19 protein-coding genes and 1 tRNA gene are annotated in these 20,318 nt (G+C 71.7%); 12 read left to right on the forward strand and 8 right to left on the reverse strand.

The features are described 5' to 3' along the window. The 4 genes from FPT20_RS08035 (at position 1) to FPT20_RS08050 (ending at position 2,987) form a co-directional block, all read left to right on the forward strand. Positions 1-85: transfer RNA gene (locus FPT20_RS08035), tRNA-Leu, on the forward strand. Between the two features lie 87 nt (positions 86-172). Continuing rightward, complete coding sequence (locus tag FPT20_RS08040) at positions 173-1,123, forward strand: cation diffusion facilitator family transporter (RefSeq protein WP_158864214.1); 951 nt, start codon at positions 173-175, stop codon at positions 1,121-1,123. A gap of 97 nt (positions 1,124-1,220) precedes the next feature. Continuing rightward, positions 1,221-1,835: a GNAT family N-acetyltransferase gene (locus FPT20_RS08045; RefSeq protein ID WP_158864216.1), complete on the forward strand. Its 615-nt coding sequence runs from the start codon at positions 1,221-1,223 to the stop codon at positions 1,833-1,835. 57 nt (positions 1,836-1,892) lie between these two features. Continuing rightward, positions 1,893-2,987 (forward strand): VIT1/CCC1 transporter family protein, encoded by a 1,095-nt coding sequence (locus tag FPT20_RS08050; RefSeq protein ID WP_199245719.1) that lies wholly within the window; start codon positions 1,893-1,895, stop codon positions 2,985-2,987. Here FPT20_RS08050 and FPT20_RS08055 read toward each other — a convergent pair. Then, positions 2,984-3,472, reverse strand: coding sequence for a DUF1707 SHOCT-like domain-containing protein (locus FPT20_RS08055; protein WP_158864218.1), 489 nt, complete (start codon positions 3,470-3,472; stop codon positions 2,984-2,986). The two genes, FPT20_RS08050 and FPT20_RS08055, sit on opposite strands and share 4 nt — an antisense overlap. Positions 3,473-3,577: 105 nt before the next feature. Here FPT20_RS08055 and FPT20_RS08060 point away from each other — a divergent pair, with 105 nt between their 5' ends. From FPT20_RS08060 to FPT20_RS08080, 5 genes are all read left to right on the forward strand, one after another. After that, the gene (locus FPT20_RS08060) at positions 3,578-3,868 is read left to right on the forward strand and encodes a DUF6504 family protein (protein WP_158864220.1); all 291 of its coding nucleotides are present in this window, start codon (positions 3,578-3,580) and stop codon (positions 3,866-3,868) included. A 64-nt stretch (positions 3,869-3,932) separates the two neighbouring features. Beyond that, positions 3,933-4,775 carry a DUF3097 domain-containing protein gene (locus FPT20_RS08065; protein ID WP_233265442.1) on the forward strand — a complete coding sequence of 281 codons (843 nt, stop codon included), beginning with the start codon at positions 3,933-3,935 and terminating at the stop codon, positions 4,773-4,775. Between the two features lie 137 nt (positions 4,776-4,912). Further along, the gene (locus tag FPT20_RS08070; protein WP_158864224.1) at positions 4,913-5,617 is read left to right on the forward strand and encodes a hypothetical protein; all 705 of its coding nucleotides are present in this window, start codon (positions 4,913-4,915) and stop codon (positions 5,615-5,617) included. After that, a complete protein-coding gene (locus FPT20_RS08075; protein WP_158864226.1) occupies positions 5,617-7,197 on the forward strand; it encodes a DNA polymerase Y family protein in 1,581 nt (526 codons plus the stop codon). Before FPT20_RS08070 ends, FPT20_RS08075 begins: the two co-directional genes overlap by 1 nt. A 16-nt stretch (positions 7,198-7,213) precedes the next feature. Further along, entirely contained in the window at positions 7,214-10,609 is a 3,396-nt protein-coding gene (locus FPT20_RS08080) for an error-prone DNA polymerase (RefSeq protein ID WP_158864228.1), read from the forward strand. Between the two features lie 29 nt (positions 10,610-10,638). Here FPT20_RS08080 and FPT20_RS08085 read toward each other — a convergent pair whose 3' ends face one another. The 4 genes from FPT20_RS08085 to FPT20_RS08100 form a co-directional block, all read right to left on the reverse strand. Further along, on the reverse strand, positions 10,639-11,418 hold the full coding sequence (locus FPT20_RS08085; protein ID WP_158864230.1) for an AMP nucleosidase: 780 nt from the start codon (positions 11,416-11,418) through the stop codon (positions 10,639-10,641). 61 nt (positions 11,419-11,479) lie between these two features. Further along, entirely contained in the window at positions 11,480-12,208 is a 729-nt protein-coding gene (locus tag FPT20_RS08090) for a VIT1/CCC1 transporter family protein (RefSeq protein ID WP_158864232.1), read from the reverse strand. A gap of 52 nt (positions 12,209-12,260) precedes the next feature. Continuing rightward, positions 12,261-12,773: a DUF2127 domain-containing protein gene (locus tag FPT20_RS08095; protein ID WP_158864234.1), complete on the reverse strand. Its 513-nt coding sequence runs from the start codon at positions 12,771-12,773 to the stop codon at positions 12,261-12,263. 34 nt (positions 12,774-12,807) lie between these two features. Continuing rightward, complete coding sequence (locus FPT20_RS08100; RefSeq protein ID WP_158864236.1) at positions 12,808-14,637, reverse strand: DEAD/DEAH box helicase; 1,830 nt, start codon at positions 14,635-14,637, stop codon at positions 12,808-12,810. A gap of 82 nt (positions 14,638-14,719) precedes the next feature. Between FPT20_RS08100 and FPT20_RS08105 the strand changes: the two genes are divergently transcribed. Beyond that, positions 14,720-15,523 carry an SGNH/GDSL hydrolase family protein gene (locus FPT20_RS08105; RefSeq protein ID WP_158864238.1) on the forward strand — a complete coding sequence of 268 codons (804 nt, stop codon included), beginning with the start codon at positions 14,720-14,722 and terminating at the stop codon, positions 15,521-15,523. A 39-nt stretch (positions 15,524-15,562) separates the two neighbouring features. On the opposite strand, the gene FPT20_RS08110 is transcribed toward FPT20_RS08105, so the two are convergent. Next, positions 15,563-16,825, reverse strand: a complete 1,263-nt coding sequence (locus tag FPT20_RS08110) for a D-alanyl-D-alanine carboxypeptidase family protein (protein ID WP_233265443.1) — start codon at positions 16,823-16,825, stop codon at positions 15,563-15,565. A gap of 1 nt (position 16,826) precedes the next feature. Next, on the reverse strand, positions 16,827-17,669 hold the full coding sequence (locus tag FPT20_RS08115; RefSeq protein WP_158864240.1) for a TrmH family RNA methyltransferase: 843 nt from the start codon (positions 17,667-17,669) through the stop codon (positions 16,827-16,829). 81 nt (positions 17,670-17,750) lie between these two features. On the opposite strand from FPT20_RS08115, the gene FPT20_RS08120 reads away from it, so the two are divergent. Together FPT20_RS08120 and FPT20_RS08125 are read left to right on the forward strand one after the other, a co-directional pair. Then, positions 17,751-18,596, forward strand: coding sequence for a Sir2 family NAD-dependent protein deacetylase (locus FPT20_RS08120; RefSeq protein ID WP_158864242.1), 846 nt, complete (start codon positions 17,751-17,753; stop codon positions 18,594-18,596). Between the two features lie 46 nt (positions 18,597-18,642). After that, positions 18,643-19,242 (forward strand): histidine phosphatase family protein, encoded by a 600-nt coding sequence (locus FPT20_RS08125; protein WP_158864244.1) that lies wholly within the window; start codon positions 18,643-18,645, stop codon positions 19,240-19,242. Here FPT20_RS08125 and FPT20_RS08130 read toward each other — a convergent pair. Next, on the reverse strand, positions 19,223-20,311 hold the full coding sequence (locus tag FPT20_RS08130; RefSeq protein WP_158864246.1) for a glycosyltransferase family 4 protein: 1,089 nt from the start codon (positions 20,309-20,311) through the stop codon (positions 19,223-19,225). The genes FPT20_RS08125 and FPT20_RS08130 overlap by 20 nt on opposite strands. Between the last annotated feature and the right edge of the window lie 7 nt (positions 20,312-20,318).

Genomic DNA, 20,318 nt, shown 5'->3' on the forward strand with positions numbered 1-20,318 from the left:
GTCCGGGTGGCGGAAATGGCAGACGCGCTAGCTTGAGGTGCTAGTGCCCGTATAGGGCGTGGGGGTTCAAGTCCCCCCTCGGACACAGCAGGGCCCCGGTCACAGACCGGGGCCTTTCTCGTTGTCGCGGACCGGCCGCTCGCCTCCCCCGCCTGGGGTCTATGGTGGCGCCATGGCCTCCCGGAAGCGACCGACAGCGAGTCTGTTCACCGTGCTGCTCGCCTTCGGCGCGAACATCTTCGTCGCGCTCGCCAAGACGATCGCCGCCGTCCTCACCGGGTCCGCCTCGATGGTGGCCGAGGCCGCCCACTCGTGGGCGGACGCGGGGAACGAGATCTTCCTCATCAAAGCCGAGCGTGCGGCCTCCCGCCCTCGCGACGAGTCGCACCCCGGAGGCTACGGGCGCGACGCCTACGTCTGGTCGCTGTTCGCGGCGGTGGGCCTGTTCACCGCGGGGGCGGTCGTCTCCATCATGCACGGCGTCAACCAGCTGTTCTCGCACGAGCACGAGACCGATTACACCGTCAACTACGTCGTCCTCGCCGTGGCCTTCGTCTTCGAAGGCATCTCGTTCCTCCAGTCGTTCCGGCAGGCCCGGCAGGGGGCCTCGCGCCGGGGCACCAGCACCGTCGACCACGTCCTCACCACCTCGAACCCGACCTTGCGCGCGGTGTTCGCCGAGGACTCGGCCGCTCTCATCGGCCTCCTGCTCGCCTTCCTCGGGGTCCTGCTCCACCAGCTGACCGGGAACGCGGTGTGGGACGCGCTCGGCTCCATCCTCATCGGCCTGCTGCTCGGGCTCGTCGCGTTCGTCCTGATCGAGCGGAATCGACGGTTCCTCGTCGGAGTGGAGGGCTCCCCGCGGGTGCAGCAAGTCGCACTCTCGGCCATCCTCGACCGCGCCGAGGTCGACAAGGTGACGTATCTGCACCTGGAGTACGTGGGACCCGAGAGCCTCTACCTCGTCGCCGCCGTCGACCTCGTCGGCGACGACAGCGAGTCCGACGTCGCCGCCCGGCTGCAGTCGATCGAGCGGTCGATCGAGGAGAGCCCGCACATCGCCGAGGCCGTGCTCACGCTGTCCCGCCCCGGTGCTCCGGCCCTCACGACGGCCAGCCTATGAATTCCTCAGAGACCTCTCAGCGAATCGACACCGGTTCATAGACCGGGCATAGGCGCCGCCTAGCCCCCGAGGCTGAAGCGGGAGCAGGGTGGACCGCGTGACCCTGCTCGTGCACCGCCCTCGCGCTGTGCGCGGCCCAGCGCTCGCCGTTCCCTTCTCGGCAGGCGAGTGGACGACACCGCGGCTGACGCTGCGCCCGTACCGCATGACGGACGCGGACGACTGGCTGGCGATCGAGGCCGACCCCGCCGTGCGGGAGGGACTGGGCTGGCCCGAACGGACTGGGGCACAGGCACTCCGGCACCTGCGCCATCGGACGCACCACACCGCCCTGGCGCAGGCCGGCGACCTCCTCGTGCTCGCCGTGGTGCGCGACGGGCACGTCATCGGCGACGTGTCCCTCCACCTGCGCACGGTCGCTGCGGAGACGCGTTCGCTCGAGATCGGCTGGCTGCAGCGGTCGTCGCAGTGCGGGCAAGGCTTCGCCACCGAGGCCGCCGACGCCATGCTCGACATCGCGTTCGGCGAAGTCGGCGCGTGCCTCGTCGCCGCGGTCGTGCGCGCCGACAACGCGCCGTCGGCGCGGCTGGCCCAGCGCCTGGGCCTTCACCTGGCGGCGAGGACCGCGGCGTACACGACGTTCGTCGTCACGCGCTCCGAGCGGAGACTCCCCTCGCGCCGTGCCCGGACCGGACAGCAGCACGTCGCCTGACGTTTTGTCCGAGGCCGTCTCCGACCCCTTCTGAGCGGCTCACGTAGAATCAAGTCGATGACGACTCACGCCACCAGCCCCACCCCGGCCGACATCAAGCGCTGGAGGCGGTACCTCGCCGACGAGCGCGCAGAGGCCGCCGTGTACCGCGATCTGGCCGGCCGCCGCGAGGGCGAGGAGCGCGAAATCCTGCTCGAACTCGCGGAAGCCGAGCGACGCCACGAGCAGCACTGGCTGGAGCTCCTCGGCGACGACGTGGGGCGACCGCTCCGCGGCGATCTGCGCACGCGCCTCCTCGGCTGGCTCGCGCGCCGGTTCGGCTCCGTCTTCGTGCTGGCTCTCGCCCAGCGCGCCGAGGCCCGCTCCCCCTACGCCGGCGACGCCGACGCGACGCCCCGGATGGCAGCGGACGAGCAGGTGCACGAGGAGGTGGTGCGCGCTCTCGCCGCCCGCGGCCGGCAACGGCTCTCCGGCACCTTCCGCGCCGCCGTCTTCGGCGCGAACGACGGTCTCGTGAGCAACCTGGCCCTCGTGCTCGGCGTGAGCGCGAGCGGCGTGCCCACCCACGTCGTGCTCCTGACCGGCATCTCCGGCCTGCTCGCGGGCGCTCTGTCGATGGGCGCGGGCGAGTACGTCTCGGTGCGGTCGCAGCGCGAGCTCCTGGAGGCCTCCAGCCCCAACCCGGCCACCAACTCCGCCCTGCCCGATCTCGACGTCGACGCCAACGAACTGACCCTCGTCTACCGCGCGCGAGGGATGGCGCCGGAGGAGGCCGCGGATCACGCCCGGGAGGTCCTGAGCAGCCTCGAGGCCTACACGTCGGACTTCCCGGCGGTCCGCCCGGCGCCCGACGGCGAGGACGAGCACGAGGCCATCGGCAACGGCTGGAGCGCTGCGGTGTCGAGCTTCTGCTTCTTCGCCTCCGGCGCGCTCATCCCGATCCTCCCCTTCCTCTTCGGATTGACGGGCACCGCCGCCGTGGTCGTCTCGGCCCTGCTCGTCGGCATCGTGCTGCTCGGCACGGGCGCGGTCGTCGGACTGCTCTCGGGCGCATCGCCCCTGAAGCGCGCCGTCCGCCAGCTTCTGATCGGATACGGAGCGGCCGCGGCCACCTACCTGCTCGGACTCCTCTTCGGCGCGACCGTCGGCTAGCGCCTGCGGCCGCCGTCGACGCCGTACGAGATCGCTCCGACGAGCGGGATCAGCAGGAACCACAGCCAGCTGTACTGGAATCCCCAGACGTAACCGGTGATGAAGAAGAGGATCAGCGACACGAAGGGCATGATCGACACCAGGATGAGGCTGGTGCGGTTCGAGCTCCGGGCGGGCTCTCCCCAGCCCGTGCCCGGCCGCGAGTAGCCCGGCTGCGAGTAGCCCGGCTGCGGAGGGTAGGGCGCTCCGGTCCCGGATCCTGGCGCGGCGTCGTGCCGGTCGAAATCGGGACGGACGGGGAGGTCGGCGAAGAGCGGCGTCAGGTCACCGCGCGTCGTGGCCGAGCGCGCCGACGCCGAGCGCGCGTCCAGCTCGGCCGGGGAGAGCCTCCCCTGGTCCGCCTGCGCCCGGAGCGCCGCGACCGCGCGCTCGCGCTCGTCGTTGCTGAGGCGCAGCGCGCCGGAGGGGTCGTTCACGTCCGTCATGACGCCCAGTATGGCAGCGGAGCGTCGCGACCAGGAGGGGTGCGCTGCGGGATCCGCGGTCGTACACTCGGTATCGAACATATGTTCGATGGATGAGGTGGAGCAATGACCGAGATCGACGAGGCGGTCGCCGTGTGGACGACCGACGACGGCATCCCGACCCGGCTCGTCTGGCGATCCACGCGCTACCGGGTCACCGACACGCCGACGGTGTGGGCCGATGTCTGCGCCTGGTGGCGCCCGTTCGGCGAGCACCGGTACGCGATCGGGAGCCTTCCGCGCGAGATCGGCGGCTGGCGGTTCCAGGGCACGAGCGAGCAGGGGGAGGCGCACGTGTTCGATGTCCGGCACGATCCGGCGGACCGCTCCTGGCGGCTCGTCCGCGTCTTCGACTGAGACGGGCCTCCCGTTGCTGGCGAGCCTCGGCCGCGCCCGGCAGGGGAGCGTCTATCCTCGCCGGGTGAGGGACGATCGCTACGGGACCGATGTGCTGGCCGGCGACTGGAGGAGCGCGGGGCGCAAGCCCGTGCCGGAGGTCGAGGCGGTGCGCGACCTGGTCGTCGAGGAGGCCGCGAGCGGCTTCTGCGGGGCGATCACCCGCCTGGAGGCGCAGACCGTCGAACTCGAGGACTACTTCGGCAAGAAGCGGGTGTTCCCGGTGAGCTCCGGCTTCCTCATCGACGGGGAGCCGGTCCGGCTCGTGCCGCCGAAACGCGCCGCGTCCGGCCCCTCCCGGACCGCCTCCGGGTCCTTCGCGGTCGCCGAGCAGAAGGCCCGGACCGCCCGCGCCAGCCGCATCTTCGTCGAGGGCCGGCACGACGCGGAGCTGGTGGAGCGGGTGTGGGGCGACGACCTGCGGGTCGAGGGCGTCGTCGTCGAGTACCTGGAGGGCGTCGACGACCTCGACGCGATCGTGCGCGAGTTCGCGCCGGGCCCCGGGCGGCGCATCGGCGTACTGGTCGACCACCTGGTCGCCGGCTCGAAGGAGAGCCGGATCGCGGACGCCGTGGCGCGCGGGCCGTTCGGCGAGCATGTGCTCGTGGTGGGCCACCCGTACGTCGACATCTGGCAGGCGGTGAAGCCCGGCCGGGTCGGCCTCGACGCGTGGCCGCAGATCCCCCGCTCCGTCCCCTGGAAGCACGGGATCTGCGCGGCACTCGGCCTCCCCCACGAGACGCAGGCCGACATCGCCCGGGCCTGGAAGCTCATCCTCGGGCGCGTGAGCACCTACGCAGACCTCGAGCCCGAGCTGCTGGGTCGCGTCGAGCGCCTGATCGACTTCGTGACGGAGCCCGCCCCCTAGGCGTCCCGCTCGTCGGGTCGTCGCCGACAGGCCTCCTGTCAGAGGCCGGACGTAGAGTGTCCCGGGGCACCCATACTCCGCCGCAGGCGTTCGAAAAAGCATTTGCGGTACTCGAACATATGTTCGAAAATGGAGGCATGTCCCTGGCAGCCGTCTCCGCTCCCGCACCGGTCGTCGACCGGGCGCAGGTGCACGAGCTGCAGACCCGGATCCGGCAGATGCAGGCCACGCGCCTCGAGAGCCGGTCGCTCGAGACGCATCCGGCCCTCCGTCCGCTGCTGCCGGGAGGGGCCCTCAAGGCAGGCGCGGCGTACACGGTGCTCGGGTCCACCACCCTCCTGATGGCGCTGCTGGCCGGCCCCAGCGCGGCAGGAGCCTGGTGCGGCGTGGTCGGGATGCCCGACTTCGGCGCCGAGGCGGCCGGTCGGTTCGGCGTCGACCTGGAGCGGCTGGTCCTGGTGCCGCATCCGGGCGAGCAGTGGCTCACGGTCACCGCGGCCGTGGTCGACGTCCTCAGCGTCGTGATCGTGGCGCCCCCCTCCCGCGCGACCGACGGCGACGTGGCGCGGCTGAGCGCCCGGCTGCGGCAGCGCGAGTCCGTCCTCATCGCCACGGCGCCGTGGCCGCAGGCGGAGGCGACCCTGAGCGTCGCCCGCAGCGGGTGGGAGGGGCTCGGCGCCGGCCACGGTCATCTCGCCTCCCGCCGGGTGACCGTCGAGTCGGTGCCCCGCGGCGGGGCCGGGCCCCGGCGCCGTGCCGAGCTGTGGCTGCCGGGTCCCGACGAGAGCTTCCGCACCTCCGGCCCCACCCGCCTGGAGACCCGGCTCGAGGCGGCGGGCTGATGCGCGAGGTCGTCCGCGCAATCGTCCTCTGGTGCCCGGATTGGCCGGTCATCGCCGAGCGGCTCCGGCTCGGTCTCGCCGAGGACGTCCCCGTCGCGCTCGTCGAGAAGGGCGTGGTGTTCGCCTGCTCGGCTGCGGCCCGGGCCGACGGGGTCAAGCGCGGCCTGCGGATGCGAGAGGCGCAGGCGCGCTGTCCGCAGCTGGAAGTGCTCCCCTACGATCCCGGGCTGGACGCCCGCGCGTTCGACCCGGTGATCACCGCGGTCGAGGAGATCATGCCGGGGGTCCAGCCCGTCCGTCCCGGCACCTGCGTGCTCCGGGCGCGCGGACCGGCCCGGTACTACGGCGGCGAGGAGGGGGCGGCGGCCGAGCTGCTGCGCCGGCTCGGCGAGCTCGAGCGCGAGACGGGGCTGCGCCTGCCCGACGCACGGGTCGGCATCGCCGACGGCCCGTTCGCCGCCGAGCAGGCCGCCCGCGCCACGTCGGTGCCGGGGCACCCCGGCCGCGTGCGCATCATCCCCCCGGGCGGCTCCCCCGCGTTCCTGGCGCCGCTCCCCGTCGCCCAGCTGGGGCTGCACGCGCTCACCCCGCTGCTGCGCCGGCTCGGGCTCCACACGCTCGGCGATCTCGCGTCCCTCCCCCGGACGGACGTGCGCGAGCGTTTCGGCGAGCAGGGCGAGCACGCGCACGACCTGGCCAGCGGGATGGACGGGGCGGCCGTGGTGCCCCGCACCCCTCCGCGGCAGCTCGACCGCTCGATCGAGTTCGAGCCTCCCCTCGACCGCGTCGACCAGGTGACGTTCGCGTTCCGCGGCGTCGCCGAGCAGTTCACGGCCGGGCTCACCAAGGCGGGGCTGGTCTGCACCTCGCTGCGCGTCGAGGTCACGGACGAGTCGGGCCGGGTGAGCGAGCGCACCTGGCTGCACCCGCGGCTGTTCTCCGCGCCCGACGTCGTCGACCGGGTGCGGTGGCAGCTCCAGGGCTCCGGACCGGCCGACTCGGGGCTCGCCTCCCCCATCGTGCGCGTGGCCGTCGCTCCCGAGGCGGTCGACGACATCGGCCACCACGAGGACGGCCTGTGGGGCGGCGGCGCCGACGAGCGCATCCACCACGGGCTCACCCGGGTGCAGAGCATGCTCGGTCACGACGCGGTGATGATGGCGACGATCGGCGGCGGCCGCGGGCCCGCCGACCGTCAGGTGCTGGTGCCGTGGGGCGACCGGCCCGTCGGGGTGGCGAAGGCCGACCGGCCGTGGCCGGGCTCGCTCCCGGCCCCGGCTCCGTCGACGGTGTTCGAGGTGCCGCGCCCGGTGGCCGTGCTGAACGCCGACGGCGAGCCGGTCGAGGTCACCGACCGCGGCGACGTCACCGCCCCGATCGCGAGCTTCTCGGCCACCGGCGCCGCGCGCGACGCCCGGCCCGTCGACTCGTGGGCGGGGCCGTGGCCGGTCCGCGAGCGCTGGTGGGACGCCTCCCTCGCCCGGGCGATGCACCGCTTCCAGCTGGTCGACGCCGACGGCACCGCGTGGCTCCTCGCGCTCACCGGTTCCGCCTGGTTCGCCGAGGCGAGGTACGACTGATGGGCGGGAGGCGCTGATGGGCTGGAACAACCCGCCGATTCCGTGGGCCGAGTTCGAGCGCCGACTGTCCGGGCGCCGCACGGGCGAGCAGCCGGTCGAGCGGCCCTCGTCGCGCAAACGGCAGAAGTACGTGCCGCAGCCGATCCCCGACGGCGTCGAGAAGGGGCACGTCCCCTACGCCGAGCTCCACGCACACAGCACCTTCAGCTTCCTCGACGGCGCCTCCTCGCCGGAGGAGCTGATGGAGGAGGCCACCCGGCTGCGCCTGCACGGGCTGGCGATCACCGACCACGACGGCCTGTACGGCGCGGTGCGCCTGGCCGAGGCGGCCGAGGCCTACGACCGGGTCCGCACCGTGTTCGGCGCCGAGCTGTCGCTCTCGCTGAGCAAGCCGCAGAACGGGGAGGCCGACCCGGAGGGCGAGCATCTCGTGCTGCTCGCCCGGCGCCAGGAGGGCTATCACCGCCTGGCGTCCGCGCTCACCGCCGGGCAGCTCGCCGGCTCCGAGAAGGGCCGGCCGCTGTACCGCCTCGACGAGCTGTCGGAGCAGGCGGGCGGCGAGTGGATGGTGCTCACCGGGTGCCGCAAGGGCGACGTCCGCCGTGCCCTGCAGCGCGCCGGCGAACAGGCGGCCGAGCGGGAGGTGGGGCGCCTCGCCGAGCTGTTCGGCCGCGACAACGTGCTCGTCGAGCTGATCGATCAGGGCGGCCCCCGCGACAGCGCCGACAACGACGCCCTCGCCCGCATCGCCGAGCGGCTCCGCCTCCCGACCGTGGCGACGAACAACGTGCACTACGCGAGCCCCGCGCAGTACCCGCTCGCGACCGCGGTCGCCGCCGTGCGCGCGCGCCGCAGCCTCGACGAGCTCGACGGCTGGCTGCCCGCCTCCGCGGCCGCCCACCTGCGCAGCGGCAAAGAGATGGCGGCGAGGTTCGCCCGCTACCCCGGCGCCGTGGAGCGCACGGTCGAGATCGCCGACGACCTGTCGTTCCGGCTGCGGAGCGCCCGCCCCCGGCTGCCGCGCCAGGAGGTCCCCGAGGGGCACACCCCGATGAGCTGGCTGCGCGAGCTCACCTGGCGCGGGGCGGCCGAGCGCTACCCCGACCTCGACCGCGAACCCGCCAAGCGCGAGCGGATCGAGCGCGAGCTCGACGTCATCGAGGCGAAGGACTTCCCCGGCTACTTCCTCATCGTCCACGACATCGTCCGCTACGCCCGCAGTCAGGGCATCCTGTGCCAGGGGCGCGGGTCGGCCGCGAACTCCGCCGTCTGCTACCTGCTCGGCATCACGGCCGTCGACTCGATCAAGTACGGCCTCCCGTTCGAGCGGTTCCTGTCGAGCATGCGCGAGGAGGAGCCCGACATCGACGTCGACTTCGACTCCGACCGGCGCGAGGAGGTCATCCAGTACGTCTACCGAAAGTACGGCCGGCACAACGCTGCCCAGGTGGCGAACGTGATCACCTACCGCCCCAAGAACGCCGTGCGCGACATGGCGAAGGCGCTCGGCTACTCCACCGGCCAGCAGGACGCCTGGAGCAAGCAGATCGACTCCTGGGGCACCGTCCAGACCACCGACGACCACGACATCCCGGACGAGGTCGTCGGGCTCGCGCAGCAGGTGCTGAAGTTCCCCCGCCACCTCGGCATCCACTCGGGAGGCATGGTGCTCACCGACCGGCCGGTCGGCGAGGTGTGCCCCATCGAGCACGCCCGCATGGAGGGGCGGACCGTGCTCCAGTGGGACAAGGACGACTGCGCCTGGATGGGACTCGTCAAGTTCGACCTGCTCGGCCTCGGCATGCTCTCCGCGCTCGACTACTCGATGCGGACCATCGAGGCGTCGCTCGGCGAGTCGTGGACGCTCGACAGCATCCCGAAAGAAGAGCAGGGCGTCTACGACATGCTCTGCCGGGCCGACTCGATCGGCGTCTTCCAGGTCGAGAGCCGCGCGCAGATCGGCACCCTCCCCCGGCTGCAGCCGCGCCGGTTCTACGACCTGGTCATCGAGATCGCGCTCATCCGGCCGGGCCCGATCCAGGGCGGCGCCGTGCACCCCTTCATCCGCCGCAAGCTCGGCAAGGAGCCCGTCACCTACCTCCACCCGGCCCTGGTCCCCGTTCTGGAGCGGACGATGGGCGTGCCCCTGTTCCAGGAACAACTCATGCAGATGGCGGTCGCCGTCGGCGACTGCACCGCGGAGGACGCCGACCTCCTGCGCCGGGCCATGGGCTCCAAGCGCGGCGTCGAGAAGATCGGCGCGCTGCGGGCGAAGCTCTACGAGGGCATGGCCCGCAACGGGATCACGGGCGACGACGCCGACGCGATCTACGAGAAGATCGAGGCGTTCGCCAGTTTCGGATTCGCCGAGAGCCACGCGATCAGCTTCGCCCTGCTGGTGTACGTGAGCTCGTGGATGAAGCTGCACTACCCGGGGGCCTTCCTGGCCGCGCTCCTCCGGGCCCAGCCGATGGGCTTCTACTCGCCGCGTACGCTGACCGCCGACGCGCGGCGGCACGGCGTGGTCGTCCGGCGCCCCGACATCCAGCGCTCCGGGGTGTTCCCGCTGCTCGAGCCCATCGACGAGACCGCCGGCACCGCCGGCCCGACCGGCTCCGACCCGTGCCTCGCCGCCGACCAGCCGGAGATCGCGCCGTTCGACCGCACGGTCCCGCTCGACTACGCCGCCCACCGCCGCGACGCCGGTCACGCCGTGCGGCTGGGACTCGCGGGGGTCACCTCCATCGGAGAGAGCCTCGCCGAGCGCATCGTCGCCGAACGGGAGGCGTACGGCCCCTACCGCGACCTGGCCGACCTCTCCCGGCGCGTCGGCCTGAACACCGCCCAGCTGGAGGCGCTCGCCGCGGCGGGCGCGTTCGACGGCTTCGATCTGAGTCGCCGTCAGGCGATCTGGGAGGCGGGCAACGCCGCGCAGGAACGTCCCGAGTTCCTCGCGGGCACGGCGATCACCGTGCAGCCGCCCCTCCTGCCGTTGCTCTCCCCCGCCGAGCAGCTGGCGAGCGATCTGTGGGCGACCGGGATCTCTCCGGACGACCATCCGGTGCGCTTCCTGCGCCCGGCGCTCGCCGCTCGGGGCGTTCGGACGGCCGAGTCGCTCAGCACCGCCGAGTCCGGGCGCCGCATCGAGGTCGGCGGCGTGGTCACGCATCGGCAGCGCCCCGCGACCGCCGCGGGCGTCACCTTCCTCAACATCGAGGACGAGACCGGCCTCGTCAACGTCATCTGCCCGGTCGGGGTCTGGAACAGGTTCCGGCGGGTGGCGCGCCAGTCACCGGCGATGATCGTGCGCGGCATCCTCGAGCGCAGCGAGGAGGGCGTGGTCAACGTGGTGGCCGACCGCATGGAACCTCTCGAGACGGGCATGCGGACCGTGTCGCGCGACTTCCACTGACCCCGAGCGGCCACACGCGAGCCGGCGCCTCAGCCGTCTTCGAAGCGCAGGTGCCGGACGCTGCGACCGTTCCGGCGCACCAGGCGGAGCGACTCCACCCCGATCCTGATATGCGTCTCGACGAACTCGCGCGTCACGCCCAGGTCGCTCGCGGCGGTCTTCACGCCCTCGGGCACCATCGGCTGATCGCTCACGAGCAGCAACGCGCCGCTGGGGATATGGTTGGCGAACCCGGCCGCGAACAGCGTCGCGGTCTCCATGTCCACCGCCATGCACCGCGTCTGCCGCAGGTAGGTCTTGAACGCGTCGTCGTGCTCCCAGACCCGGCGGTTCGTCGTGTACACCGTCCCGGTCCAGTAGTCCTGCTTGAAATCGCGGATCGTCGTCGACACGGCGCGCTGGAGCTGGAACGCCGGAAGCGCCGGGACTTCTGGCGGCATGTAGTCGTTGGAGGTGCCCTCGCCTCGGATCGCCGCGATCGGCAGCACGAGGTCGCCCAGCTGGTTCTTCTTCTTCACGCCCCCGCACTTGCCGAGGAACAGCACCGCCTCGGGCGAGACGGCGCTCAGGAGGTCCATGATGGTCGCGGCGTTGGGGCTGCCCATCCCGAAGTTGATCATGGTGATGCCGTCGGCCGTCGCGTTCGGCATCGACCGGTCGCGGCCGCGCACCTCGACGTCGTTCCAGGCGGCGAACCGCTCGACGTAGTCGACGAAGTTCGTGAGGAGGACGTACGACCCGAACTCGTCGAGGGGGGTCCCCGTGTACCGGGGCAGCCAGTCCCGGACGATCTCCGACTTCTCTTTCACCGCGCTCCCTTCCCGATCCGAGAACCGGCAGAGCCCCCGGCGCGCTGCGCCGGACGGCCGGTCAGCCGATCCTGGTGCCGAGGAGCGCGCCGATCGCGAACGTCGCCGCCAGCGCGAGCGCGCCTCCGATCACCACTCGAAGCATCGCACGACCGCGCGAGCTTCCGCCGATCCACGCCGCCACGTAGCCGGTGATGGCGAGCGCGACGAGGACGACGACGAAGGTGACGGGGATGCGGACCGCCGCGGGCAGGAGAATCGTGACGAGCGGCAGGATCCCACCGATCGTGAACGCGACGGCAGAGGCCAGCGCCGCGTGCCACGGGCTCACCACGTCGTCCTGGTCGATGCCGAGCTCAGCCGACAGGTGGGCTCCGAGCGCGTCGTGCTCGGTCAGTTCGAGGGCGACCTGCCGCGCGGTCTCCGGGCGCAGGCCCTTCGCCTCGTAGAGGCCGGCCAGCTCGGCCAGCTCCTCTTCGGGCATCTCCGCGAGCTCGCGGCGCTCCTTCTCGATGAGCGCGTGCTCGCTGTCGCGCTGGCTGCTCACCGAGACGTACTCGCCGAGGGCCATCGAGATCGCGCCTCCGACGAGCGCAGCCAGCCCGGCCGTGAGGATCGCCGCCACCGAGCCGGTGGCGCCCGCCACACCGACGACGACTGCGGCGACGGAGACGATGCCGTCGTTCGCGCCGAGCACGCCCGCCCGGAGCCAGTTCAGTCGCTGAGAGAGGCCGCCCCGGTGGGGCTCGGAGGCGTGGGCGTTGGGGGTCTCCGTCGCGTCGTCGGTCATATGCACAGCCTAGGAAGCCGGCGCGCTCCTCCGCCAGGAAGGTACGGCACGCCTAACTCGCGGGTGTCACCGCCGCGCCTCCCTCGGCCCGGTCGGCCCGCTTGCGGAGCTGCACGCGGTACTCCCGAACGGTGAGCGCGACGATGAGGACATCGAACACGGTCAAGGCGAACAGGCCCCACGAGAAGTGCCGAGCCAGTTCGTAGCCCTGCCAGCCGATGAACACGACGAGGAAGCCGAGCATCCACGGGTACGCCCACAGTCTGTCGCGCAGCACCGCCCAGACGAGCACGACCTTCACGAGCCCGTGGACGATCAGGTAGAAGGCACCGAACAGCGTCGCGGACCCGGTCACCTGGTGAGACCAGTGCAGCAGCCAGCCGGCCACCGGATCGGTCGGGTCCTCCGAGAGCTCGTGCTGGGTCAGCAGGCGCACGATCGCGTGGATCCGCTCGGGCGTCAGAAACAGGAGGAGCGCCCCGCCGACGAGCTCGAGCACACCGTCCAGCCCCTTCAGGAAGACGGTCACCCGGAAGGCGAGGTCGAGGAACCGTGCGCGGGTCATACGCACATCCAACCCCTCGCGGCCGGGAGCGGGGTCAGTGCGCGCCGAGTCGTTTGCGGAGGTAGTCGATCCGGGCCTGGAGCTGGGTGACGCTCGCCTGCGCGACCGCGGGGCCGCCGCACGCCCGACGGAGCTCGGCGTGGATCAGACCGTGCGGCTCGCCGGAGTTCTTCGCGTAGAGCCCGACGAGGCTGTTGAGCAGTTGGCGCTGCTCCTTGAGCGTGCGGTGGAGGGGCGCCGGAGGGTGGCCCTGCGCCTCCTGGGGACGCGCGGTGTGCCTCCTCGCCTGCCGCTGCTGCCGCTGCATGAGGAGCTCGTGCACCTGGTCGGGCTCGAGGATTCCCGGCAGCCCGATGAAGTCGAACTCCTCGTCCGTCCCGGGCACGGCGAACCCGCCGAATTCCCGTCCGTCGTAAAGCACCCGGTCGAAGTTCGCCTCGGAGCCGAGCGCCTCGAACGCGAACTCCTCGGTCAGCGCCTCGGAGGCGCGATCGTCGCGGTTTGCCTCGGCGACCATGGCGTCTTCGGGGTTCCACAGATCACCCTCGGCGCCCTCCTCCGAGACCCGGTCGAGCGCGTGGTCGCGCTCCAGCTCGAGCGCGTTCGCAAGCGCCATCAGCGTGGGAACGTTCGGCAGGAACACCGAGGCGGTCTCACCGCGCCGGCGTGCTCGCACGAAGCGCCCGATCGCCTGGGCGAAGAACAGCGGCGTGGAGGCGCTCGTCGCGTACACGCCGACGGCGAGCCGCGGCACGTCGACGCCCTCCGACACCATGCGGACGGCGACCATCCACCGCGAGTCGCCGCGGGAGAACTCGTCGATCCGGTCGCTCGCCTCCTTCTCGTCGGACAGCACGACCGTGACCGGCTCGCCGCTGATCTGGTGCAGCAGGTCGGCGTAGGCCCGTGCGGCGTAGTGGTCGGTCGCGATGACGAGCCCGCCCGCATCCGGGATGGAGGCGCGGACCTCGCTGAGGCGCCGGTCGGCGGCCGCGAGCACGGCCGGGATCCATTCGCCGCGCGGGTCGAGCGCGGTGCGCCACGCCTGGGACGTGATGTCCTTGGTGTTGCCCTCGCCGAGGCGCGCCTCCATCTCGTCGCCGGTCTTCGTGCGCCAGCGCATGTGGCCCGCGTAGACCATGAAGATGACGGGACGGACGACCCCGTCGGCGAGGGCGCGGCCGTAGCCGTAGTTGTAGTCGGTGAGCGACGTCCGGATCCCCTGCCGGTCCGGCAGGTAGGTCACGAACGGGATGGGGGCCGTGTCGGAACGGAACGGCGTCCCCGTCAGCGACAGCCTCCTGGTGGCCCGCTCGAACGCGTCGCGGATGCCGTCGCCCCAGCTGAGGGCGTCGCCGCCGTGGTGGACCTCGTCGAGGATCACGAGCGTCTTGTGCGACTCGGTGATGTCCTTGTGGAGACTCGGCCGCATCGCGACCTGGGCGTACGTCACCGCGACGCCCTTGTAGTGGCGCGCGTACCGCCCGTCGGAGTTCTTGAAGTCGGGGTCGAGCGCGAGGCCGACGCGCGCGGCCGCCTCCGCCCACTGGCGTTTCAGGTGCTCGGTCGGTGCGACCACCGTGACTCGCTCGACCGTCCGGCGCGAGAGCAGTTCTGTGGCGAGCCGGAGCGCGAACGTGGTCTTACCGGCACCCGGTGTCGCGGAGGCGAGGAAGTCACGGGGCTCGTTGACGAAGTACGCGTCGAGGGCCTCCGCCTGCCACGCGCGCAGCTTTCCCGCGGTTCCCCACGCGGCCCGCTCGGGGAAGGACGGGGACAGATGCTCGGCCGCGAAGCTTCCGGCGTGTGCGCCCGGACGGTCCTCCGCATCGGCGGGCTCGGGGGCTGAAGCTGTCGTGTCCACTTGGATCCAATCTACCCGAGAGCACTGACGCCCTCCCTCGGGGCGCCCCGCCCGGGCCTCGGGGGCGTTGCAGAATGGGAGCATGGTCGAACCCCAGCACCCCTGGTCCCGCTACGTCGCTCTCGGAGACTCGTTCACCGAGGGCATCGGCGACCCCGAGCCGCGAAGCCCGGGAGGTCATCGCGGCTGGGCCGACCGCGTCGCGGAGGTGCTCAGCCAGAAGACCGAGGACTTCGCGTACGCGAATCTCGCCGTTCGCGGCAAGCTCATCAAGCAGATCCTCGACGAGCAGGTCGAGCCCGCGGTGGCCCTGCGGCCCGACCTCATCACGCTCTCCGCGGGCGGCAACGACGTCATCCGGCCCGGCACCGACCCGGACCAGATCGCGGCGCTCTTCGACGAGGCGGTGAGGAGGCTCAGCGCCGATGGAGCGACGGTCGTCGTCTTCACCGGGGTCGACGTGGGCTTCTCCCCCGTGTTCCGCGGCATCCGCGGCAAGGTCGCCATCTACAACGAGAACATCCGCGCCATCGCCGCGCGCTACGACTGCATCGTCGCCGACCAGTGGGCGCTCACCGAGATCCAGGACGTGCGCATGTGGGCGCCCGACCGCCTCCACCTGGCTCCGCTCGGGCACCACACCGTCGCGCGCATGGTGCTGGCGGCGCTCAACGTGGAGAACGAGCTGCAGCCGCTCCAGCCCGAGCCGCTCCCTCCCCGGACGTGGCGTCAGGCGCGCTCCGAAGACCTCTCCTGGGCGCGCGAGTACCTCGTCCCGTGGGTTCTCCGGCGGATCCGGCACCAGTCCTCGGGCGATCACATCACCCCGAAGCGCCCCGATGCGGGTCCGTTCCACCTCGCCCGGGACGAGAGCAGAACGGACTGACCCCGGGTCGGGGTTCAGCCGCCCGACGATGACCCGATCTCAGGCGCCGAGGCCTCCGGGGTGCGCAAGGCGCCACAGGAACCCGGGGTCGGGGACGTCCTTCGTGAGCGCGAGATCGACCGTCTCGGTCTTGCCGTTGAGCGTGAACCGGGCCGTGCCGACCGTGTCGCCCTTGAAGCCCGAGTGCAGCGGCTTCGACTCGAGCGAGACCTCGATGGGCGTGTCCGACCACACGACGAAGGTCTTCGTCGTGGTCGCGACGAGCTTGGAGGTGGCTCCCCACGCGGTTGTGTAGGTCCCGAACTCCTGGCCCTTCGTCACGGCCGTCACCTCGTGGAACCCCGCCTTCATGCTGTCGAGGAGGCCCTTCACGCCGGCCCACAGGTCGTCGTGGGTCGGGGCGCCGAGCACGACCCCGAGGACCCGCACCGTGTTCGACCCGCCGACGGGGAGCTGCGCCGAGAACAGGAGGCAGTTCCCGGCCTGGTCCGTGTTGCCGGTCTTGATGCCGTCGACGCCCGAGTAGCCGAGGAGCGTGTTCGTATTGTCCTGGGCGCCCGCCCCCGGCAGCGTGGCCGTCTTCTGCGAGACGATCGACGACAGCACGGGCGACGCGAGGACGAGCTTGCCGATGCCGATGAGGTCGGTCGTGTTACTCACGTTCCCGGGGTCGAGGCCGTCGGCGCTCACGATGCGCGTCGCCGTGAAGCCGTGCGCCTTCAACCAGCCGTTCGCCGCAGAGACATAAGCGCTCTCGGAGCCGTAAGCCCAGTTCGCGAGGGAGATCGCGTAGTTGTTGGCCGACGGCAGGAGCATCGCGGTGAGCGCCTCCTTCTCGGTCATCTTCGTTCCCGCCTGGACGGGAGCCCACGAACCGCCGGCCGCGACCACCTCGTGCCAGATGTCGACGTCGGCCTGCGTGAACGCGATGCTCGGCCCCTGGTCGTCGCCGTTCAGCGGCTTCTTGTCGAGGACGACGAGAGCCGTGACGGTCTTGGTGATGCTCGCGATCGGCACGCTGGCCGTACCGCCGTGCGCCTGCGTGGCGTTCGGGACGTCCGGCGCGGTGATCGCGGCCGAACCATAGCCGGGCCAGGCCAGCTGTGCGGCCGGCTGGACGATGGCCTTCTCCTGATCGGTGGCCGCCGCGGTCGCCGGCAGCGGAGCGACGAGCGATCCCACCACGTAGAGGAAGAACACGAGCACGGCCCCCACTCCCCCGAAGACGAGGATGCGCCGGCGCCGGTAGACCTGACGGCGGGACAGACGGCGCGAGGGATCGACGGAGACTTGCTGGGGCACGTCAGGAGTGTAGCGAGACCGCCCGCCGGGCACCCTGAGAACGCGCCCGCAGCGCCCAGAGCGCCACCGCGCTCGCCGAGGCGACGTTGAGCGAATCGACCCCGTGCAGCATCGGGATGGTCACCACGGCGTCTGCGGCCGTCAGCGCGCGCCGGCTCAGGCCGTCCCCCTCCGAACCGAGGACGAGGGCCACGCGCTCAGGCGCGGACGCGGCGAAGGCGTCGAGGCTCACGGCATCCTCGGCGAGGGCGAGGGCTGCGATCGAGAAGCCCGCGTCGTGCAGCACGGGCGCTGCGGCATCCCACTCCGGGAGGCGCGTCCACGGCACCTGCAGCACGGTACCCATGCTCACCCGGACACTTCGGCGGTACAGGGGGTCCGCACACCGGGGCGAGACGAGCACGGCGTCCGCGCCGAGGCCGGCCACCGAACGGAAGATCGCGCCGACGTTCGTGTGATCGACGATGTCCTCGAGGACGACGACGAGCCGGGCATCGCGCAGAAGCTCTGCCGGGTCGGGGAGCTGCGGTCGATGCATGGCCGCGAGTGCCCCGCGGTGCAGGTGGTATCCGGTGAGCTGTTCGAGCACGGCGGCGTCGCCGACGAAGACCGGAACCTCTGGGTAATCCGCGAGGAGCGCCTCCACGTCCGGCAGCCACTGCTCCTGCAGAAGCACCGATCGCGGAACGTGGCCCGCACTGAGGGCGCGCGTGATCACCTTGGTCGACTCCGCGATGTAGAGGCCGCCCTCCGGCTCGGTGACACGCCGGAGCGCCACGTCGGTGAGCCGCGAATAGTCGGCGAGGCCGTCATCGTCGAGATCGGTGATCCGGTGGAGGCGCATGGGTCCAGATTGCCAGCAGCCGGAAACAATTCCGAAAACTGGGGTGTTTAGGCTGGGTGGAGGGGTCGTCGGGAGGTGCACGTGAACACGCTGGCCAGCGAGCTGTCCCCGGAGGTGCTCCGGGGCATCGACCAGGCCGCTGAGCTCCTCGTGGGGCGCCGCTTCACCGTGCTCACCGGCGCGGGCGTCTCGACCGACTCGGGCATCCCGGATTATCGCGGCGAAGGCGCTCCGAAGCGGACGCCGATGACCTTCCAGCAGTTCCTCGCCGACGATCGCTACCGCAAGCGCTACTGGGCCGGAAGCCACCTGGGCTACCGCCGTTTCGCCGCCGCTCGGCCCAATGACGGGCACCGGGCGATCGCCCGGCTGGAGGCGTCCGGAGCGTCCAACGGCGTCATCACGCAAAACGTCGACGGACTCCACAAGCAGGCCGGCTCGCAGCGAGTCGTCGACCTGCACGGCGCCATGGACCGCGTCCTCTGCCTGGTGTGCGGGCAGATCTTCGCCCGTGAGGCGATCACCGCGCGCATCGACGCCGCCAACCCGTGGCTCGACACCGAGGGCGCGGTCGAGATCGCACCGGACGGCGACGCCGTGGTGACGGACATCGACGCCTTCGACGTGCCGGACTGCACCGTGTGCGGCGGTCACCTGAAGCCCGACGTCGTGTTCTTCGGCGAGTTCATCCCGGCCGAGAAGTACCGCGAGGCCAGCGCGCTCGTTCGTTCGGCCGAGGCGCTCGTGATCGCGGGCTCCTCCCTGGTCGTCAACTCGGGCATTCGGCTCCTCGAGCAGGCCCGGCGCCGCCGCCTCCCGATCGTGATCGTCAACCGGGGCGAGACGAAGGGCGACTCGCGCGCGACCGTTAAGCTGGATGCCGGGACGACCGAGACGATGGTCGAGCTGGCCCGCCGGCTCGCCTGACCGGCTCCGGCCGACCGCGGAGGCGTCCCGCGACGAAAGGACGTGCGTGACGCTCATCTCGCTGGTCCGGCACGGCCAGACCGACTGGAATCTCGCCAGACGCATCCAGGGGTCGAGTGACATCCCGCTCAACGCGACCGGCCGCGCCCAGGCGGAGGCCACCGGGCGCGCCCTCGCCGGAGGCCGGTTCGACGCGATCTACGCGAGCCCGTTGAGCCGGGCGCTCGACACGGCACGGATCATCGCGACGCATGTCGGGCTCCCGGAGCCGACGCGGCTGCCTGCGCTCGCCGAACGCCAGTACGGCGAGGCCGAGGGGCTCACCGGAGCCGAGATCCTCGAGCGCTGGCCGGAGGGCATCCCGGTTCCGGGCCGCGAGTCCCGGGAGGAGGTCGTGGCGCGGGCGCTTCCCGCCCTCAAGCAGCTCGGCGAGCGCCACCCCGACGAGCAGGTCATCGTCGTGAGTCACGGCGGCGTCATCTCGTCGCTCGTGCGGCACGTGACCGATCACGCGCTGCCGGGTCCGGGCGAGGTGATCCCCAACGGGTCCGTGCATCGTTTCCGCTATGCCGGCGGCCGCCTGACGCTCGACCGATTCAACCTCGGGCCCGAAGACCACGACCTGCTCACCGCTTCGGTGATGTGACCTCCGCGGTCGCCATGAGCACGGAGAGAAGGTGGGCGGCGGAGCGCTCCCAGGTGTAGCGCTCCACCTCCCGCTTAGCGGCGGCGGACCGCGCCGCCCAGATGCCCGGCTCCTCGAGGTGCTTGACCCGCGCAGCCAGCTGCTCCGCTGAATCCGGGGCGAAGAACAGCGCCGCCTGGCCCCCGATCTCGCGGAAGATGGGGATGTCGCTCACGACGACCGGGGTCCCGAGGATCATGGACTCGACGAGCGGGATCCCGAAGCCCTCATCGTGGGATGCGCTGACGAGCGCCGTCGCCGCTGCCACCGTCTCGGCGTACTCCTCGTCGCTCGCGCCGTCGTGGAAGACGAGCCGCGCTCCGGGAGCCAGCCCGCTCAGCCGGTGCTGTTCCGCCTCGGAGACCCGGCTCATCAGATGGAGGGTGTACTCCGGGAGGAGCGTCATGGCGCGGACCAGCGTGTCGACGTTCTTGTAGGGCATGAAGGAGCCCATGTAGACGAGGCTCTTCGTCTCGGGTGCTGTCCGCGAGGCCCGTTCCGGCGAGATCGGCGGCATGTCGGCCGCGTTGGGTACGACGTACACGGGCTTGCGGGTCAAATGGTGCTCGGCGATGAGCGCCTTCGTCGTCTCGGAGACCGTGACGACGGCGTCCGACCGGTTGAGCAGCATCCGCTGCGGCCACCAGGCGAGGTGATAGAGGCGCCACAGCCCCCGGACGAACGCGGGCAGGTCGCGAGGAGGCTTGGGGTGGCGGTAGTAGATGAGGTCGTGGACCGTGAGCACCAGTCGGTAGCGCCGACCAAAGCCGCCCATCGTCTGCATCGGCGTGAACACGATGTCGGGGCGCAGCTTGTTAACCCGGCGGGCCACCCACGGCTCGCGCGGCGACGTCGGCGATGGGGCCAGCTCCCACGGGAGGTCGGGCAGCATCTCCAGCTGGCGGTGGTCACTGATCAGCATGGTGACGGGATGACGCCGGCCGAGGGCGGCCACGAGGCCCGCGGTGTACCGGCTGATGCCGTCGTGCCGGCCGATGCGCGTGTAGCGGCAGTCGAAGACGATCCTCATGTCGGCC

It is taken from the genome of Leifsonia sp. AG29 (genome assembly GCF_009765225.1).
In the GTDB taxonomy this organism is placed as follows: Bacteria; Actinomycetota; Actinomycetes; order Actinomycetales; family Microbacteriaceae; genus Leifsonia.

What these genes read in the sequence shown, in the direction of transcription:
- FPT20_RS08040 (WP_158864214.1), top strand. Translation starts at nt 173, where the DNA reads ATGGCCTCCCGGAAGCGACCGACAGCGAGTCTGTTCACCGTGCTGCTC.
- FPT20_RS08050 (WP_199245719.1), top strand. Translation starts at nt 1,893, where the DNA reads ATGACGACTCACGCCACCAGCCCCACCCCGGCCGACATCAAGCGCTGG.
- FPT20_RS08055 (WP_158864218.1), bottom strand. Translation starts at nt 3,472, where the DNA reads ATGACGGACGTGAACGACCCCTCCGGCGCGCTGCGCCTCAGCAACGAC.
- FPT20_RS08060 (WP_158864220.1), top strand. Translation starts at nt 3,578, where the DNA reads ATGACCGAGATCGACGAGGCGGTCGCCGTGTGGACGACCGACGACGGC.
- FPT20_RS08070 (WP_158864224.1), top strand. Translation starts at nt 4,913, where the DNA reads ATGTCCCTGGCAGCCGTCTCCGCTCCCGCACCGGTCGTCGACCGGGCG.
- FPT20_RS08075 (WP_158864226.1), top strand. Translation starts at nt 5,617, where the DNA reads ATGCGCGAGGTCGTCCGCGCAATCGTCCTCTGGTGCCCGGATTGGCCG.
- FPT20_RS08080 (WP_158864228.1), top strand. Translation starts at nt 7,214, where the DNA reads ATGGGCTGGAACAACCCGCCGATTCCGTGGGCCGAGTTCGAGCGCCGA.
- FPT20_RS08090 (WP_158864232.1), bottom strand. Translation starts at nt 12,208, where the DNA reads ATGACCGACGACGCGACGGAGACCCCCAACGCCCACGCCTCCGAGCCC.
- FPT20_RS08095 (WP_158864234.1), bottom strand. Translation starts at nt 12,773, where the DNA reads ATGACCCGCGCACGGTTCCTCGACCTCGCCTTCCGGGTGACCGTCTTC.
- FPT20_RS08105 (WP_158864238.1), top strand. Translation starts at nt 14,720, where the DNA reads ATGGTCGAACCCCAGCACCCCTGGTCCCGCTACGTCGCTCTCGGAGAC.
- FPT20_RS08115 (WP_158864240.1), bottom strand. Translation starts at nt 17,669, where the DNA reads ATGCGCCTCCACCGGATCACCGATCTCGACGATGACGGCCTCGCCGAC.
- FPT20_RS08130 (WP_158864246.1), bottom strand. Translation starts at nt 20,311, where the DNA reads ATGAGGATCGTCTTCGACTGCCGCTACACGCGCATCGGCCGGCACGAC.